12 protein-coding genes are annotated in these 15257 nt (G+C 72.3%); 7 read left to right on the forward strand and 5 right to left on the reverse strand.

All coding sequences use genetic code 11. The features are described from left to right. Positions 1-79 precede the first annotated feature (79 nt). From ACFY8O_RS03045 to ACFY8O_RS03060, 4 genes are all read right to left on the reverse strand, one after another. Positions 80-2350 carry an ABC transporter family substrate-binding protein gene (locus ACFY8O_RS03045; protein ID WP_387898236.1) on the reverse strand — a complete coding sequence of 757 codons (2271 nt, stop codon included), beginning with the start codon at positions 2348-2350 and terminating at the stop codon, positions 80-82. A gap of 235 nt (positions 2351-2585) precedes the next feature. After that, complete coding sequence (locus ACFY8O_RS03050) at positions 2586-3137, reverse strand: isochorismatase family protein (protein ID WP_145803527.1); 552 nt, start codon at positions 3135-3137, stop codon at positions 2586-2588. Positions 3138-3206: 69 nt separating this feature from the next. Then, positions 3207-4682: an MFS transporter gene (locus tag ACFY8O_RS03055; protein WP_387898240.1), complete on the reverse strand. Its 1476-nt coding sequence runs from the start codon at positions 4680-4682 to the stop codon at positions 3207-3209. Then, the gene (locus tag ACFY8O_RS03060) at positions 4679-5158 is read right to left on the reverse strand and encodes a MarR family winged helix-turn-helix transcriptional regulator (RefSeq protein WP_387898243.1); all 480 of its coding nucleotides are present in this window, start codon (positions 5156-5158) and stop codon (positions 4679-4681) included. The genes ACFY8O_RS03055 and ACFY8O_RS03060 overlap by 4 nt, the downstream gene beginning before the upstream one ends. Positions 5159-5378: 220 nt before the next feature. On the opposite strand from ACFY8O_RS03060, the gene ACFY8O_RS03065 reads away from it, so the two are divergent. Then, on the forward strand, positions 5379-6434 hold the full coding sequence (locus tag ACFY8O_RS03065; RefSeq protein ID WP_387898246.1) for a LacI family DNA-binding transcriptional regulator: 1056 nt from the start codon (positions 5379-5381) through the stop codon (positions 6432-6434). A gap of 19 nt (positions 6435-6453) precedes the next feature. Here the strand turns inward: ACFY8O_RS03065 and ACFY8O_RS03070 are convergent, their stop codons facing one another. Beyond that, positions 6454-7428 carry an acetylxylan esterase gene (locus ACFY8O_RS03070; protein ID WP_387898249.1) on the reverse strand — a complete coding sequence of 325 codons (975 nt, stop codon included), beginning with the start codon at positions 7426-7428 and terminating at the stop codon, positions 6454-6456. Positions 7429-7670: 242 nt separating this feature from the next. Here ACFY8O_RS03070 and ACFY8O_RS03075 point away from each other — a divergent pair, with 242 nt between their 5' ends. The 6 genes from ACFY8O_RS03075 to ACFY8O_RS03100 all read left to right on the forward strand — a co-directional run bounded on the left by ACFY8O_RS03075 (position 7671) and on the right by ACFY8O_RS03100 (position 15234). After that, entirely contained in the window at positions 7671-8915 is a 1245-nt protein-coding gene (locus ACFY8O_RS03075) for a sugar ABC transporter substrate-binding protein (RefSeq protein ID WP_387898252.1), read from the forward strand. A 5-nt stretch (positions 8916-8920) separates the two neighbouring features. Continuing rightward, positions 8921-9898 carry a carbohydrate ABC transporter permease gene (locus ACFY8O_RS03080; protein WP_387898255.1) on the forward strand — a complete coding sequence of 326 codons (978 nt, stop codon included), beginning with the start codon at positions 8921-8923 and terminating at the stop codon, positions 9896-9898. After that, positions 9895-10764, forward strand: coding sequence for a carbohydrate ABC transporter permease (locus tag ACFY8O_RS03085; RefSeq protein WP_387898258.1), 870 nt, complete (start codon positions 9895-9897; stop codon positions 10762-10764). Before ACFY8O_RS03080 ends, ACFY8O_RS03085 begins: the two co-directional genes overlap by 4 nt. Before the next feature lie 87 nt (positions 10765-10851). Beyond that, the gene (locus ACFY8O_RS03090; RefSeq protein WP_145803540.1) at positions 10852-12054 is read left to right on the forward strand and encodes a glycoside hydrolase family 1 protein; all 1203 of its coding nucleotides are present in this window, start codon (positions 10852-10854) and stop codon (positions 12052-12054) included. Between the two features lie 249 nt (positions 12055-12303). Continuing rightward, a complete protein-coding gene (locus tag ACFY8O_RS03095; protein WP_387898261.1) occupies positions 12304-14433 on the forward strand; it encodes a TPM domain-containing protein in 2130 nt (709 codons plus the stop codon). Between the two features lie 87 nt (positions 14434-14520). Continuing rightward, a complete protein-coding gene (locus ACFY8O_RS03100) occupies positions 14521-15234 on the forward strand; it encodes a PspA/IM30 family protein (protein ID WP_145803544.1) in 714 nt (237 codons plus the stop codon). Positions 15235-15257: the final 23 nt, after the last annotated feature.

Raw genomic sequence — 15257 nt, forward strand, 5'->3', positions numbered from 1 at the left:
GACACCACCTTGCCCGCCGGAGGTTCCGGCGGGCAAGGGAATTGAGCTGTATCTGAGCTTCGAATACGGCTTTGACCTGCTACTTCTTACGATTCGCGGGGGAACCTGCCGCTTGTCGCGCGGTGAAGCCGATGTCCTCGTAGCGGGGTGCGGCGAAGCCGAAGGCGCCGACGTTCACGAGCTTCCTGTCGACCGCGACAAGCTGTGGCCTCTGATACAGCGGAATCGATCCTGCCGCAGCCCAGATCCGTGCGTCGGCCTGCTTGAGGAGATCCCTGGCCGCGTTCGCGTCGAGTTCGGAGACCGCCCGGTCGAAGAGCTGGTCGATGTGGTCCGAACCGACCCGGGTGTAGTTCTGCTCGACGAGCAGCGAGCCGTCCGTGGCGGGTTCCGGCTTGGCGAAGATCGGGCGGCCGTCCGTCGCCGGGTAGGCGGTGGCGGGCCAGGAGTACAGCGCCATGTCGTAGTCACCGGAGGCGATGTGGTCCTTGAAGTAGCTCTCGTCGGGGACCTTGGTGATCTGGGTGCCGATGCCGATGGTGTCCAGCATCTCGACGATCTTCTCGCCGACGCTGCGCAGCGACTGCGACCCGGGTCCCGAGGGGAGGACGAAGCGCAGGGTCAGCGGCTTGCCGGCCTTGCCGACGCGGTGCCTGACCGAGGCGGGGGCCGGAGCGGCGGTGCCCGCCGGGGCGTAGGCCCCTGCGGCGCCGCCGGGGCTCTTGTCCTGTGCGGCGATCCCGGCGTCACCGGCCTTGCGGTCGCCGGGCTTGTCGTCGCCGACGATGTACGTCCCCTCGTCCCGCGACGCGGCGTCGTCCTTCGCGGCCTTGTCCGCCTCGCCGTCGGCGCCGGCCTTCTTCCCGTCCTTGGCGGCCTTCTCGTCCTCGCCTGCCTCCCCCGCCTTCTTCCCGCTCTCCCCTTCCTTTTCCTTCTTCTTCTCGGCCTCGCTGCCCGCCTTGGTGTCCTCGGTCCGGCGGACGGCTCCGCCCGGGGTCCACCCCGCGTCGGCGAGCAGCGCCCGCGCCTCCTTGGTGTCCTGCTCGCCGAGCGCCCCGCTGCCGTCCTTGTACGCGGGCTGCCCGGCCAGGGCCAGATGGCTTCCGGGCGGGGCCGCGGAGAGGCCGAGCGGCTTCAGCACGGTGTCGGCGAGCTCCTGGCGGTCCAGCGTCCGGGCGATGGCGCGCCGCACCCGGTCGTCCGAGAGGGGCCCGGACTCGCCGTTCAGCGCGAGCTGCGTGTACGCGGGCTCCAGCGACTTGCGTACGTCGAAACCGCGCAGCGCCTTCTGCTCGGCGGCGTACACGGCGACGGCCTCCTGGTTCTTCTTGCGGGCGGCCCGTGCCGTCTCGGCGGCCTCCTCGTCCGAGCCGTGGGCCAGCGCCCAGGACCGCAGGGCCGAGGCGGGGGTGGTGCCGGAGCCGGGACCGTGGGCGGGCGCCCCGGCGTTCCCGGCGCCCTCGCGGGCGGCCAGGGCGATGCGGTTCGCCGTCGCCGGCTCGATGTCGGCGACGTCCACCGTGCCCGCGGTGAGCGCGTCGGCCCGGTCCGCGGGTTCGACGGCGCGGAAGACGAGGGACTCGAGCTTGGCCTCGTCGCCCCACCAGCGCGGGTTCCGGTCGAGGACGACGGTCCCCTTCTTCTTGTCCACGCCCCGCAGCCGGAAGGGCCCGGCGGTGTTCTTGAGGGTGGTCCGGGCACCGTCGTTGAAGGTGCCGGGCGAGCCCGTCACCTCCTTGGGGTAGAGCGGCGAGAACAGCGAGCGCCAGTCGGCGTACGGCTTGGAGAAGGTGACCCGGACCTGGAGGTCGTCCTTGCCGCGTTCGATCTTCTCGATCCGCTCGTACCCCGCGTTGCGCGCGGTCCAGAACGCCGAGTCCTTGCCGCTCAGCGCGCGCCACTGGGCGACGAAGTCGGGGGCGCCGATCTCGCGGCCGTCGCTCCACACCGCCTGCTGGTTGAGCTTGTAGAGGACGACCTGCTTGGGCTCCTGCTCGATCACCTTCGCCGATTCCAGGAAGTCGGGGTTGAGCTTCGGCTCCCCCTTGGCGTTCATGGGGAAGAGCGAGGGCAGCAGGGCGCCGGTGATGCGCGCGGTCGCGCCGTCGGCGTCGGCCTGGAAGGCGTTGAGCGTGGCGGGCACCGCATCGATCGCCCAGGTGAGGGTGGAGCCGTCGGCGACCCGGTCCCGGGACGCGGGGGCGATGTCCTGGGGTGCGGCCACCGGGCTGGGGCCCTCGCTGTCCGCGGTACAGCCCGCCAGTACCGGGATCGTGAGCACACCTGTCGCCAGGAGCGCGACCGAGCGGCGCTTTCGGGCCGTCCCGTGCGGGACGCCGAGATGGGCCATGGCTGATACCTCCGGGGCCGGCCCGGTCCACCCCGTACCGGAAGGGACCGGATGATGCGTTCTGGTGGCATTTGCAGTTGATCAGACTGATTCGCTGATCCACTGAACGCACTTTCACGCGCGGGCGGGGGCGGACGCGGCCGGGGGGACCACGGATCTCACCCGAGCGGCCCCCGTCCGGCCGCCGTCCGGCCCGGTTCGGCCTCGGTCCGGCCGCCGTCCGGCCCCGGAGGGGTCAGCCCAGCAGTGCGACGATCGCGTCGGTGGTGCCGGTCTCGCCGAGCCTCGGGAAGATCTTCTCCACGCTGTTGCGGTGGGCGTCGGCGTCCATGTCGGTGACCGCGTCCGTCGCGACGGTGACGTGGTAGCCGTGCTCATGGGCGGCGCGGGCGGTGGACTCGACGCCGATGCTGGTGGCGATGCCGCTCAGCACCACCTGGGTGATGCCCCGGCGGCGCAGTTCCAGGTCGAGCGCGGTGCCGTGGAAGGCGCCCCACTGCTGCTTGGTGACGACGACGTCCCCGTCGCGCGGTCCGATCTCGGGCACGAGGTCGGACCAGTCCGGGGCGGGCTCGCGGGCCGGGGCACCGCTCTCGGTGCGGCCGGGCGCGCCCCCGGTCACGTGGACCAGGAAGACCGGGAGGCCCTTGGCCCGGAACGCGTCGGCGAGGGTGGCCGAACGGGCGACGACGCCCTCCGCCGGGTGCGCCGTCGGCAGGGCGACGATGCCCTTCTGGAGGTCGACGACGACGAGAGCGGTGCGGGGGTCCAGGACGGTGGCGGTCATGTGCGTACTCCTTGGGGTGGCGCTGTTCGTTGCGTCCGCGCGGGGGCGCGGGGAAGCCGGGCGGGCCGGTCAGGTGCGGGCGCGCAGGGCGCCGTCGGTGAGGGTGAGCACGGTCAGCAGGACGCCCAGGACGACGGCGACCGCCGCCATGAGGTGCAGTCCCGCGTCGCTCGCCGCGCCGGCGTAGGCCAGGGCGATCAGGCTGGACGCGGTGATCGCGCCGATGTACTGCGCGGTGCGCTGGAGCCCGGCGGCGGCCCCGATGCTCTCGGCCGGGGCGTAGGCCTGGACCGCCGCCTGGTTGCTCGTGCCGACGAGCCCCTGCGAGGCGCCGAAGCACGCTCCGGCGATCAACAGGACGCCGAGCGGGCTGTCGCCGGAGAGCAGGAGCAGGATTCCCCCGCCGGCGGTGAGCAGGACACAGGCCAGGGTCAGCGGGCCGCGCAGCCCCTTGGTACGGGCGCCGAGCAGCGAGCAGACGAGCGCGGTGACCGACATCGGCAGCATCAGCAGCCCGGCCTGGCCCGAGGAGAAGCCGCGGGCCTCCTCCAGCCACTGCGTGAAGCCGTACATCATGCAGTAGATGAGCAGATAGCTGAGCCCGTGGCGCGCGTACGTCCTCAGCAGTGCTCCGTTGCCCGCGAGCATCCGGACGTCCATGAACGGCTGCGGGGCGCGTAGTTGCCACCAGGCCAGTACGGCGGTCAGCACGGCGAAGGGGGCAAGCAGCCACCACCGGGGGTCGGCCAGGTCGAGGAGGAAGAAGACCAGCACCGTCAGAGCGGCGGTGAACAGGCCTGTCCCGAGCGGGTCCAGCGACACCCTGACGGCGCCGCCGTCGGCGGCCCGCTCACGCGGCGGGTCGGCCGGGACCCAGAGCAGCGCCGCACCGAGGGTGAGCAGCGCGATCGGCACGTTGACCGCGAAGATCCCGCGCCAGCCGACGACGGTCACGAGCAGCCCGCCGAGCGCGGGCCCGACGGCGGCGCTGCCCAGGGCGGCGAAGGAGAGCCGGGCCAGCACGGGGCGCGGAGTGGGACGGCCGAGACGCCGCGACTCGTCACGCAGCACGGCCATGGCGGCCGGGTAGGCGGCGGAGGTTCCGATGCCCAGGAGCACCCGGGAGACGATCAGCGCGCCGAAGCCGGGGGCGAGGGTGCCGACCAGGCCTGACGCGACCACGACGACGAGACCGGCCAGGAAGACCCGGCGCGGGCCGAGGGTGTCCGCGAGCTTGCCGAGCACCGGCTGGGCGACCGCGCTGGCGAGATAGAGGACGGAGATGAGCCACGCGGTGCCGGCCGCCCCGATGCCGAAGGAGTGCCCGATGGACACCAAGGCGGTGGAGATCATCGTGGTGTTGAGCGGATTGAGCAGGGAGCCCATCAGCAGGGGCGCGGTGAGCCGGGCGCCGAAGCCGGGCTCATCGGAGGGGCCGGGGGCCGCTGCGAGGGCCGCCGACGGGGCCGGGCCCGGAGCCGCGGCCGGGCCCGGAGCCGCCGGCCGTCCTCCGCGCCGTACCGCCGACGGGCCCGGCCGGTTCACTCGTCGACCAGACGGGCGATGAGCTCGGTGGCCTCGGCGAGCGCGCGGCGCTCCGCGCCGTCCAGCTCTCCCGCGATCGCCTCGGCCAGCCAGCTCCGCTTGGCGGCCCGCACTCCTGCCAGGGTGGCGGTCCCCCGCTCGGTGACGGAGACGACCGACTTGCGGCCGTCCTCGGGATCGGGAGCCCGGGTGACGAACCCCTGGCTCTCCAGCGCGCCGAGGGTGAGCCGCATCGACTGCGGCCTGACGAGTTCGGCACGGGCGAGCGCGGCCGTGGTGGCCGGCCCGTCGTCCTGGAGCCTGGCCAGGACCGATCGCTGGGAGGGAGTGAGCAGACTGTCCGCCGAGGAGCTGCGCAGCCTCCGGAGCAGCCGTCCGACCACGGCCGAGAGTTCGGCCGCGACGCGCTCGGCGCCGGGATCGGCCACCGGGTCGGGGGTGGGCCGCGCCGGGGCGCCGCCGGAGGGTTCGGACATGGGTCCCACCGTAAAGATGGACAGGGCAACTTGCAAGGTGGCCTGTCTATTTTCGGGCTCACCCCCGTTCGGGTGGCCGCGCCCCTGAGAGAGGAGAGGGCGGCGAGGGTCGCTGTTGCCCGCCGCCGGGCACGCGATCTAGGGTGAATGCGCTTTCAGAAGAGGGCCGCCATCCGCAGCAGCGGGTGTCGCAGGGAAGAAGAAGCGGACGGTCGGTCGAGTGAGTGCCCCCACGGTGTACGACGTCGCCGAGCGGTCGGGCGTGTCGATCGCCACGGTCTCCCGGGTCTACCGCACCCCGGACTCCGTGCGCGCCCAGACCCGCGAACGGGTCCTGGAGGCGGCGCGCGAACTCGGCTACGTACCGAGCGGCAACGCCCGGGGGCTGGCCAGCCGCACCACCGGCGTGCTGGGCCTCTGCTTCCCCGACTACGCCGATCCGGACGCCGAGGCCGACGCGGAGAACGACAGCGAGGCCGAGGACGCGGCGATGCTGTACTCCGACCAGATCATCCGGGGCATGGAGCGGGCGGCCCGCCGGCACGGCTACGCCCTGCTGATCGCGGCGTCGCTGGAGGGTGGGCCGGAGAGCCTCGTCGCCAAGGTCGCGGGCCGGGTGGACGGCTTCGCCGTGCTGGCGCAGACCGTGCCGACCGGGGATCTCGACGTCATATCGCGCCGGCTGCCGGTGGTGATGCTCGCCGGGCCACGCGAGATCGACCACCTGGACCACATCGTCGTCGCGAACGCCGCCGGGGAACGCGAGCTGGCCCGCCACCTCATCGAGGACCACGGGCTCCGCCGGCTCGCCTTCGTCGGCGGCGATCCCGACTCGCCGGACGCCGAGGCCCGCTTCCGCGGCTTCCGCGACGCCTGCCGCGACGCCGGGCTGCCCGTCCCCGAGGCACCGGACCTGCGGACGGGGATGATGACGCGCGCCGAGGGGGCGCGGGCCGCCGAGGCGCTGCTCGACCGGGGCACCGAGCGCCCGGACGCGGTGCTCTTCGCCAACGACCAGATGGCCGTGGGCGCCCTGCGCGCCCTGGAGCGGCGCGGGGTGCGGGTGCCCGAGGACATCGCGGTGACCGGCTTCGACGGGATTCCGCTGAGCCGGATCGTCCGGCCGTCGCTGACCACCGTGCGGCAGCCCATCCGGCAGCTCGGCGAACAGGCCGTGGAGTTGCTGGTGCAACGCCTGGCGGACCCGAGCCGCACCCCGGTCTCGCTGGAGCTCCCGGTCTCCCTGGCCCGCCGGTCGAGCTGCGGCTGCGGCTGAACGGGCCGGCCGGCACGCCTCAGAGGTGCGCCCCGAAGAACCGCGCGCGGCGCGCCACGAGCCCGGCCGTCTCCTCCACGATCCCCCTGTACGCGAAATGCCCCGCCCGCAGCACGAGCAGTTCCCGGGGACCGGGCAGCGCGTTGTACACGGCGAACTGCCCGGGCGGCGGGACCGCCGGGTCGAACAGCGCCGCGGCGACCAGCGTCGGCAGCTCCAGCCGCGTGGCCGCCGTCGCCGCGTCGAAGTACCGCAGCACCTCCGTCACCGCGGGGTGGAGCCGGTGGTGGGCGCGCACCGACTCACCGCTGCCGGCGCAGGGCAGGGTGAGCCTGAGCGGGTGGTTGCCGAAGGTGGGGACCGTGAGCTGGGCGGCGCGGAACCGGTCGTCCCAGGGCAGCGCGAGCGCCCCGAGCCCGCCGCCGAAGCTCTCCCCGAGGTAGCCGAGCCGCGCGGGCCCTGCGAGCTGCGGCAGCACCTCCTGCAGCGCCGATGCCGCGCACCACAGGTCCGCCACACAGTCGCCGATGACATAGGTGTCGCGCGCGTCGATGCCGTGCAGCACGTGCCCCGCGGCCTCGGCCGGTATCCCGGGCACCAGTCCCCGTCCGCCCATGCCGCGCACGCAGGGCAGGATCGCCGCCGACCGGGGCAGCGGCAGCGGCACGTCGGGCCCCGGCCGCTCCCGCCCGCCGTATCCGTGGCCGACGACGAAGCCGTGCTCCGCCGGGCCGTCCACGGGCAGCGCGACCCAGCCCCCGAGGCGCACGCCCCCGACGGAGGTGAAGGTCACAGCGTGCAGCCGGAGCCCGTCGCGCTCCTCCTCCACCGGCCCGAGCTCGGGCGCGGTGACGACGGCGCGGGCCTCGCGGTGCCGGGCCCTCCAGAACGCCTCGAAGTCCCCCGGAGCGGTCGGCGCCTCGACGCGCAGCAGCTCGTCGAGCGTCCGCCCGTAGGCCGGGTCGAAGGGGAAGTCGTGCGCGAACGAAGTCATGCGCAGGACAGTAACGGGCCGCTTCCGGAGCCCGGAATCCCGCCAAACAAGCGGAATCGGTCACATCCACTTCAAATCCGCAAACAGTGTGCATACGGTGCCACGAACAACCCTCCAGGTGTCCGGCACGTTGCACGAGTGTGACCCAGCACCCTCTTGCGGTTTCCCGAACGACTACAGCAGAGTGATGTATGCGCTTACAGGCAGCGCATACATCCGGATTGCTCGAGGAGGAGCCCTCCATGTCCCGCACCGCCAGAACCGCCTCCGCAGCCATCACCGTGGCGCTCGCCCTCGGCGTCTCCGCCTGCGGCGGCTCCGGTGGCGACGACGTCGCCGCGGACGCGAAGCAGACGCTCACCGTCTGGGCCATGGGCGCCGAGGGCGAGAAGCTCGCCGAGGTGGCCGAGGTGTACGAGAAGGCCAACCCGAACGTCACCGTCAAGGTGACCCCGGTCGGCTGGGACGTCGCCCACCAGAAGCTCGTCTCCGCCGCCGCGGCCGGCACCATGCCGGACGTGGCGCAGATGGGCGGCAGCTACATGGGGGAGTTCGCCGAGCTCGGCGTCCTGGAGCCGGTCGACACGAAGGTCTTCGACAAGGCGGACTTCTTCCCCGCGGGCTGGAACCAGGGCGAGGTGGACGGCACCGCGTACGGCGTGCCGTGGTACGTCGACACCCGCGTCCTCTACTACCGCACCGACCTCGCGAAGAAGGCCGGCGTCGACAAGGCGCCCGCCGACTGGCAGGAGATGCAGGACCTGGCCACCGCGTACCAGAAGAAGGCCGGCACCAAGTGGGGCCTGTCCATCCAGCCGAGCGGCCTGGACACGGTGCAGAGTTTCTACCCGTTCCTCTACTCCGCCGGCGGCACGATCCTCGACGACGACGGCAAGGCCGCCATCGACAGCCCCGAGGCGGTCAAGGCGCTGAAGGAGTACGGCACGTACTTCGACAAGGGCCTCGCCAACAAGTCGGTGCAGCCGGGCTACGACGTCGTGAAGGACTTCGGCAACGGCCGCGTCCCCATGTTCTTCGGCGGCCCGTGGCACGTCACCCTGCTCGACGAGGGCCAGCCGCAGATCAAGGGCAAGTGGGCCGTGGCCCCGGTCCCGGCGGACGCGTCCTCCGTGTCGATGGCGGGCGGCTCCTCCCTGGTGATCTCCAAGGACAGTGAGCACAAGGCCGCCGCCACGGAGTTCATCACGTACCTCACGGACGCCGAGGGCCAGGCCGACTGGTACGAGCGGACCAAGGACCTCCCCGCGAACACCGCGGCCTGGGAGTCCGGCACGCTCGCCGACGACGCGAACCTCCAGGTCTTCAAGAAGCAGATGGACACCGCCAAGTCCTCCCCCTCCACCCCCACGCTGACCGAGATCACCGACAAGGTCGACCAGGCGATCGCGAAGGTGACGCAGGGCAAGGCTTCCGCCGAGGACGCGCTGAAGGCCGCGCAGTCCGAGATCGAAGCCCTCGTGAAGTAGGAGCCATGGGCACCACGACCTCGACGGCCGCACAGCCGGCCACGGTGAAGGACGGTCCCGCCCCCGCCCCGCCCCGGGCCGGTGCGGGGCGCCGGAAGCGCTCGATGGGCGTACAGAACGCGGCGGGCTGGCTGTTCTCCATGCCCTTCCTCGTCCTGTTCACCGTCTTCATGGCGTTCCCGATCCTCGCCACGCTGCTGATGAGCTTCACCGACTTCGGGCTGCGCAACGTGACGCGCCCCTGGGAAGCGAACTTCATCGGCTTCGAGAACTACACCGAGCTGTTCGGCGACGAGAAGTTCCTCACGTCGCTCCTCAACACGGCGTACTTCGTGGTCGTGGGCGTCCCGCTCACGATCGCGATCGGGCTGGTCGTCGCCGTACTGCTGAACAACGGCATCGACCGGGCGAGGACCTTCTTCCGGGTCGGTTTCTACGCCCCGGTGGTCACCACCATCGTGGCCGTGGCCGTGGTGTGGCGGTTCGTGCTGGACCCGAGCGACGGGCTGATCGCGGGCCTCTTCTCCGAAGTGGGCCTCACCGCACCCGACTTCCTCGGTTCCGAGACGCTGGCGATGCCCTCGATGATCGCGATGGCGGTCTGGCGCAACGTCGGTACGGTCATGGTGCTCTTCATCGCGGGCCTTCAGGCCATTCCCACCGAGGTCCGTGAGGCCGCGCGGCTCGACGGCGCCGGGGTGTGGCAGGAGTTCCGGGGGATCACGGTGCCGCTGCTGCGACCGACGCTCCTCTACGCCACGGTGATCACCACCATCGGCTACCTCAACGTCTTCGAGGAGCCGTTCGTGATGACGCAGGGCGGCCCCTCCGACTCCACGCTGACCGTGTCGCTGAACATGTACCGCGAGGGCTTCAACTTCTTCCACATGGGCTACGCGAGCGCCATGGCGTATGTGCTCTTCGTGGTGATCATGGGCATCACGGTGCTGCAGCTCCGACTGCTGAAGGACAACACCAAATGACCGTCGGCCAAGCACCCGCGCGCACGGCTCCCACGGGCAGGTCCCGGAACCTGAGGCGTCCCCTGGTCTACGTCCTGCTCTCGCTGGGCCTGCTGATCATGTCGGCGCCGTTCCTCTGGATGGCCGTCTCGTCGTTCAAGACGACCAGCGAGCTCTCGGCCAGTCCTCCGGTGTGGATCCCCACCGAATGGACGCTGGACAACTTCCGGCAGCTGCTGGACAAGCTGGACCTGCCGCTCTACTTCATGAACTCCGTGATCGTGGCGGTGCTGGTCACCGTCTCGAACCTGGTCTTCTGCTCGATGCTCGGGTACGCGCTGGCCAAGCTGAGGTTCGTCGGACGCAACAAGATCTTCGGTGTGGTCCTCGGGGCGCTGATGGTGCCCGGCAACCTCATGCTGCTGCCGCTGTTCGTGCTGATGAGCAAGTTGAAGCTGATCGACTCGTACGCCGGCCTGGTGCTGCCCTTCGCGGCCGGCGCGTTCGGCGTCTTCCTGATGCGCCAGTTCATGCAGTCGATCCCCGACGAGCTCCTGGAAGCGGCCCGGATGGACGGCGCGGGAGAGTGGTACATCTTCTGGCGGATCGTGATGCCGCTGGTGAAGCCCGCCCTCGCGACGCTCTCGATCTTCACCTTCCTCGGCTCCTGGAACAACTTCGTCTGGCCGCTGATCGCGACCAACGACCCGGACAAGTACACGCTCCCGGTCGCGCTGGCCACCTTCGCCACCGACCCCAACAAGGCGGGCGGCTCCAACGGCATGCTGATGGCCGGAGCCTTCCTCGTCGTCCTGCCGGTGCTGATCCTCTTCATCGCCCTGCAGCGGCACTTCACCCAGGGCATCGCCACGGCGGGCATGAAGTAGCCCGCCCGGCAGGGCCCCCGTACACCCACGAGGCCGTCACCCCACCCCACGGCCGCACCCCTCCCCGCACCAGAGAGACATTTCGCGATGACGCACATCCAGGTCCCGTTCCCCGAAGGCTTCCTGTGGGGCGCCTCCACGGCCGCCCACCAGATCGAGGGCAACAACACGAACAGCGACTGGTGGGTCAAGGAGCACTCCACCGGTACGCACATCCAGGAGCCCAGCCTGGACGCCTGCGACAGTTACCACCGCTGGACCGAGGACATGGACCTGCTGGCGTCCCTCGGTTTCACCGACTACCGCTTCTCCGTCGAGTGGGCGCGCGTCGAGCCCGTCGAGGGGCGCTTCTCCCGCGCGGAGCTCGCCCACTACCGGCGCATGGTCGAGGGCGCGATCGCCCGCGGGCTGCGCCCGATGGTGACCCTGCACCACTTCACCGTGCCGCAGTGGTTCGAGGCGCGGGGCGGCTGGACGGCGGACGGCGCCACCGAGCTCTTCGCGCGGTACGTCGCGGCCTGCGCGCCCGTGATCTCCGAGGGCGTCAGCCACGTCTGCACCATCAACGAGCCGAACATGATCGCCGTCATGGCCGGTCAGGCGAAGCGCGGCGACATCGGCTTCCCGCCCGCCGGACTGCCCACTCCTGACGACGAGACCACCGAGGCGGTCATCGCCGCGCACCACGCGGCCGTGAAGGAGGTCCGCGCGATCGACGCGGGCATCCAGGTCGGCTGGACCATCGCCAACCAGGTCTACCAGGCCCGCCCGGGCGCGGAGGAGGTCACGGCCGCCTACCGCCATCCGCGCGAGGACGTCTTCATCGAGGCGGCCCGGGGCGACGACTGGATCGGGGTGCAGTCCTACACCCGCACCGAGATCGGTCCCGACGGCCCGATCCCCACGGCCGGCGACGTCGAGCGGACGCTCACGCAGTGGGAGTACTACCCGGCCGCCGTCGGGCACGCCCTGCGCCACACCGCCGAGGTCATCGGCCCGGAGATGCCGCTGATCGTCACGGAGAACGGCATCGCCACCGCCGACGACACCCGCCGCGTCGCCTACTACACGGGCGCGCTGAACGAGGTGGCCTCCGCGATCGAGGACGGGCTGAACGTCCAGGGCTACCTGGCCTGGAGCGCCCTCGACAACTACGAGTGGGGCTCGTTCGCACCGACCTTCGGGCTGATCGCCGTGGACTGGGAGACCTTCGAGCGGACCGCGCGGCCCTCGGCCGAGTGGCTCGGCTCGCTGGGCCGCACCCGGCAGCTGCCCCGCACCGCCGGCTGACGCCGGCCCACGACCGGGGCCACCTGACAGGCCCCCCGGGGTGCGGGAGCCGTCGCCACCTGACGGGCGGCGGCTCCCGCACCGCACCGTCCCGTCCGGCCGCGGCTCCTCCCCCGGAGCCTCCGGGGCGGACTCCTCGGACGCCCCCGCCCTTCCCCGCAGCCCGGCCGCCGTCCCCGGTCCCCGCCCCGCGGGTCCCCGGAACGCGCCGGGTCGCGGGTGGCAGCGGGCGGACATAGCCTCCCAGATGTGACGCCGCCTGCGAGCCGTACCGGGACCTCCCGGTCTTCGACAGCCGGCAGGGTCCTCGTCGCCGCGCTGGCCGCGGTGCTCTGGATCGCCCTGCCGGGTGCCCCGGGCGCCCAGGGCGAGGATCCCGTCGAGCTGTCCCGCGACGGGCAGATCACCGACAGGGTGGACGCGCTCGGAGACCGGAAAGCGCAGGTCGAGGCCGCGCTCGACCGGTTGTTCGACGAGCGGCGGGTCCAGCTGTTCGTCGTGTACGTACGTGACTTCTCCGGCCGCGACGCCCGGACCTGGGCCGACGAGACCGCGAACCGCAACGGCCTCGGGCAGGAGGACCTCCTGCTGGCGGTGGCCACCCACGCCCGGCAGTACGCCTACTCCGTCGACCAGGGGTCACGGCTCACCGACGCGCAGCTCCAGGACGTGGCGAACACCGCGATCGAACCTGCGCTCCGGCAGAACGACTGGGCCGGTGCCGCGATCGGCGCCGCCGACGGCTACGCCGCGGTCCTGGCGGGTGACCCGGTGCCCACACCCGCCCTCACCCCGGGCGCCGCGGATCCCGGCGGCGGCTCCGACAGCGGCGCCTCCGTCAATCTGCTCGTGCCGCTGGCCGTCGTCGTCGTGGCGGGCGCGGTCGCCTTCTTCGCCTTCGCCCGCCGCAGGCGGCGTACGGCGACCCGGACGACACCCGCGGCGGGCGGCTGGGGAAGCGGGGGGACGGGCACGGCCGCACCGCAGGTCCCGCTGCCGGAGCTGGACGCTCGGGCGACGGCCGACCTGGTCGACACGGACGACTCCGTGCGCACCAGCGAGGAGGAACTCGGCTTCGCCGTCGCCCAGTTCGGCGAGGAGGCCGCCGCGCCCTTCGCGGAGGCCGTCGCGCACGCCAAGGCCGAGCTGACCGAGGCCTTCCGGCTGCGGCAGCAGCTGGACGACGCCTTCCCGGAGGACGACGCGACCCGGCGCCGCATGATGGACGAGATCATCGACCGCTGCACCGACGCGAACGAACGCCTGGACGCCGTGTCCGAGGACTTCGACCGGCTGCGCGCGCTCGAACAGAACGCCCCGCAGGCCGTGAGCACCGCCGAGACCACGTTCCGCGAACTGCTCGCCCGGGTCTCCGCCACGGAGACGGCGCTCGCCTCGATGCGCGGACGGTACGCCCCCTCGGCCACCGATCCCTCGGCCGAGGGCGTCGAACAGGCCAAGGACCGGCTGGTCTTCACCACCTCCAGCCTCAACAAGGCCCGTCAGGCGGTGGACAGCGGGAACAACTCGGAGGCGGCGGTCTACGTCCGCGCCGCCGAAGGGGCGATCCAGCAGATCTCCACCCTGGTGGACGCCGTCGACCGGCGGTCCGGGGAGCTGGCCGAGGCGGCGGAGAAGCTGCCCGGCGCGCTCACGGAGACGCAGACCGACCTGGCCGACGCCAGGGGTCTGCTCGCCGGCACCCCGGAGGGCGTGTCCACCGCGGACCTGCGGGGCAGGGTCGCCCGGGCCGAGGCAGTGGTCGCCGACGTCGGAGGGGAGACGGCGTCCGGTCCGTACGACCCGATCGACGCGCTCCGCAGGGTGGAGGAGGCGGACGCGGCGCTGGACGAGGCCCTGGCCGGAGCCCGCGAGGAGGAACACGGCGGCCGGCGGGCCCGCTCGCTCCTCGATCAGGCGATGCTCACCGCGCGGGCGGAGATCGGCGCCGCGGCCGACTACATCACCACCAACCGGGGAGCCGTGGGCAGCCAGGCGCGCACCCGGCTCGCGGAGGCCCAGCGGCGGTGGGAGCGGGCCGGAGAACGGTCGGGGTCGAACGATCCGCAGGGCGCCCTGGCCGAGGCCCAGCAGGCGGACGCCCTGGCCGCGCAGGCGCGGAGCCTGGCCGAGCAGGACGTACGGAACTACCGCGACCAGAGCGGTTTCGGCGGCCCGCGCGGCGGGGGCGGGGCGGGCGGCGCCGTGCTGGGCGGCATCATCCTCGGCGGTCTGCTCGGCGGAGGTGGCCGGGGCGGAGGACCGGGGGGAGGCTTCGGCGGCGGATTCGGCGGCTCCGGGGGCGGGTTCGGCGGTGGGCCGGGCAGCTTCGGCGGCGGAGGGACCCGCGGCCGGCGCGGCGGCGGGGGCCGCTTCTGACCGCGCTGGCCCGCCCCGTGCGTCAGGTGCCCCCGGCCGTGCGCCTGACGTTCCGCACAACCAGGTGTCGTCACAAGGAGAGGTGCCATGAGCAAGCAGACCGTCCTCGGCCGCGTCACCCAGCTGGCGCGGGCCAACATCAACGCCCTGATCGACCAGGCGGAGGATCCGCAGAAGATGCTGGACCAGCTGATCCGCGACTACACGAACAACATCGCGGAGGCCGAGCAGGCGGTGGCGGCGACCATCGGCAATCTCCGGCTGATGGAGGAGGACCACCGGGAGGACGTCGACGCGGCCAGGGAGTGGGGCCAGAAGGCCCTCGCCGCCAGCAGGAAGGCCGACGAACTGCGGGCCGGCGGGGCGGGGGCGGAGGCCGACCGGTTCGACAATCTCGCCAAGGTCGCCCTGGGGCGGCAGCTCCGGTCGGAGCAGGAGGCGCAGACGGCGGAGCCCACCATCGCCTCGCAGACCGTGGTGGTGGACAAACTGAAGGCGGGGCTGGACCAGATGAAGGACAAGCTGGCCCAGCTGAGGTCCAAGCGCGACGAACTGGTGGCGCGCGCCGCGTCCGCGCAGGCGCAGAACCGGATGATGGACGCCGTCAAGAGCATCGATGTCATGGACCCGACGAGCGAGCTCGGCCGGTTCGAGGACAAGGTGCGGCGCGAGGAGGCCAGGGCGGTGGGCAAGCAGGAACTCGCCGCGTCGTCCCTGGACGCCCAGTTCGAGCAGCTGGACGCCCTCGGGGACAGCGCGGAGATCGAGGCCCGGCTCGCGGCCCTGAAGTCCGCTTCGTGACGCCTGCCGTCCCTCCGAGCGCG

Origin of the sequence: Streptomyces argenteolus (assembly GCF_042902585.1) — a bacterium.
GTDB classification, from domain to species: Bacteria; Actinomycetota; Actinomycetes; order Streptomycetales; family Streptomycetaceae; genus Streptomyces; species Streptomyces argenteolus.

What these genes read in the sequence shown, in the direction of transcription:
- ACFY8O_RS03090 (WP_145803540.1), top strand. Translation starts at nt 10,852, where the DNA reads ATGACGCACATCCAGGTCCCGTTCCCCGAAGGCTTCCTGTGGGGCGCC.
- ACFY8O_RS03060 (WP_387898243.1), bottom strand. Translation starts at nt 5,158, where the DNA reads ATGTCCGAACCCTCCGGCGGCGCCCCGGCGCGGCCCACCCCCGACCCG.
- ACFY8O_RS03075 (WP_387898252.1), top strand. Translation starts at nt 7,671, where the DNA reads ATGTCCCGCACCGCCAGAACCGCCTCCGCAGCCATCACCGTGGCGCTC.
- ACFY8O_RS03050 (WP_145803527.1), bottom strand. Translation starts at nt 3,137, where the DNA reads ATGACCGCCACCGTCCTGGACCCCCGCACCGCTCTCGTCGTCGTCGAC.
- ACFY8O_RS03080 (WP_387898255.1), top strand. Translation starts at nt 8,921, where the DNA reads ATGGGCACCACGACCTCGACGGCCGCACAGCCGGCCACGGTGAAGGAC.
- ACFY8O_RS03045 (WP_387898236.1), bottom strand. Translation starts at nt 2,350, where the DNA reads ATGGCCCATCTCGGCGTCCCGCACGGGACGGCCCGAAAGCGCCGCTCG.
- ACFY8O_RS03085 (WP_387898258.1), top strand. Translation starts at nt 9,895, where the DNA reads ATGACCGTCGGCCAAGCACCCGCGCGCACGGCTCCCACGGGCAGGTCC.
- ACFY8O_RS03100 (WP_145803544.1), top strand. Translation starts at nt 14,521, where the DNA reads ATGAGCAAGCAGACCGTCCTCGGCCGCGTCACCCAGCTGGCGCGGGCC.
- ACFY8O_RS03070 (WP_387898249.1), bottom strand. Translation starts at nt 7,428, where the DNA reads ATGACTTCGTTCGCGCACGACTTCCCCTTCGACCCGGCCTACGGGCGG.